The 1,563-nt window shown below is 69.0% G+C and carries 1 protein-coding gene and 1 pseudogene; both read right to left on the minus strand.

Annotation, left to right across the window (positions count from 1 at the left end; all coding sequences use genetic code 11):
• Window positions 1-327, minus strand: a pseudogene (locus ACLF3G_RS29375) (nitrite reductase); the annotation flags it as partial.
• 245 nt (window positions 328-572) lie between these two features.
• On the minus strand, window positions 573-1,295 hold the full coding sequence (locus tag ACLF3G_RS29380) for an MFS transporter (RefSeq protein WP_430672920.1): 723 nt from the start codon (window positions 1,293-1,295) through the stop codon (window positions 573-575).
• Window positions 1,296-1,563 lie beyond the last annotated feature (268 nt).

Genomic DNA, 1,563 nt, shown 5'->3' on the forward strand with positions numbered 1-1,563 from the left:
ATCGGCGGAGAAGGCCGGGCCGATGAGGTCGCCGATCTTCGCGTCGTTGGTGGCGCTGCCGCCGAGCGTGATCTGGTAGACTTCCTCCCCCCGCTTGTCGACGCCGAGCAAGCCGATATGGCCGACATGGTGATGCCCGCAGGCATTGATGCAGCCGGAGATGTTAACGTGCAGCGTGCCGATATCGAGCTGCCGGTCGAGGCTGGCAAACCGCTCGCTGATGCGCTGCGCGATGGGGATGCTGCGCGCCGTGGCCAGAGCGCAGTAATCCATGCCGGGGCAGGCGATGATGTCGGAGATCAGGCCGATATTCGGCGTCGCCACTCCGGCAAAGTTGGCTCTGCCGCTGGTACCCGGAGGAGGGCGCGCTACCTGCGTCGGGTTTCAAGCACGCGGGTCAGCCCGCGCCGGCATGTTACGCGGCCTTGAAATAGGCTGCCCATCGGCAGCACCGGTAAAAACCGCGAAGAACGGCGTGGTCGTGAAAGGCAGCATGAGGGATCCGCCTTCGGAGCGGAGAGGCCGAAGGCTGCGCGCCCTGCAGCAGGTCGACCATGACCTGCGTCAACCGATCAGCGCGGCCATTGCCCATGAAGGTCGTCGATCACGAAGGCATGGCGGTGCTGGAAGCCGCCCGGCCCGGCGGGCAAGGACCCATCGCCGGAGGCGCGGTGCGGGTGGTCCGGCGGCAAGTCAGGGTGGTGGTGCGCGATTTCCTCAGGGTCATGCCGCGGCCACAGCTCCAAGGCCGCGCCGAGCCCTGCCATCGCCAGCACAGCCAGCACCAGGGAGGAGGGCCCCAGCCCCAACGCCGCACCGACCATGCCCGCCAGGGGGTAGGTCAGCAGCCAGCAGGCGTGGCTGAGGGCGAACTGGGCGGCGAAGAGCGCCGGCCGATCGCCAGGCTGTGCGGAGCGCCGCAGCAGCCGCCCGCTCGGGGTCAGCACCAGCCCGTTGCCGAGGCCGAGCAGCATCCAGATGGGCAGCAGCAGGGACCAGGAGGGCACCAGCGGGGCCAACAGCAGCCCAGCCACCATCACCGCGGCGCCGGCCAGCATCGCCGTACGGTCCGTCACCCGCTCCCCGAGCAGCCGCGGCAGGAGCAACGCCGCCGCCATGGACCCCAACCCGTAGGCGGCCAGCGTCCAGGCCACCTCGCGATCGCCCAGGCCGAAGCCGGCGCGCACCAGGACGACGGTGTTGACGATCACCATCGCGCCTGCCGCCGCCACGGAGAGGTTCAGCGCCAACAATCCGCGCAGCCGTGGCGTGGCGAGGTAGTCGGACGTGAACAACGCGGAAGTCCCCGGGATTCCTGGGGTTTGCGGCGGACGCAAGTACTCGCGTTTGCAAGGCTGCTGTCCGGAGCGGTCGAAAACCTTGCAAATCCGCGGCCCTGTTGAAGCTCGTCGAGCGGCGTGATTCCCTTGGCGCGTCGCCGCCTGGAGACCGCCGATGCCGCCGAAATCGCCGCCATCCGAGCAGCCCGAACTTTTCCGCTCGGCCCTGGTGAACCTCGTCGATCGCCGTCATCCCCTGGTGCGCCTCGCGGGCCTGATCGAC

Origin of the sequence: Falsiroseomonas sp. HC035, from assembly GCF_050563525.1 — a bacterium.
GTDB lineage: Bacteria > Pseudomonadota > Alphaproteobacteria > Acetobacterales > Acetobacteraceae > Falsiroseomonas.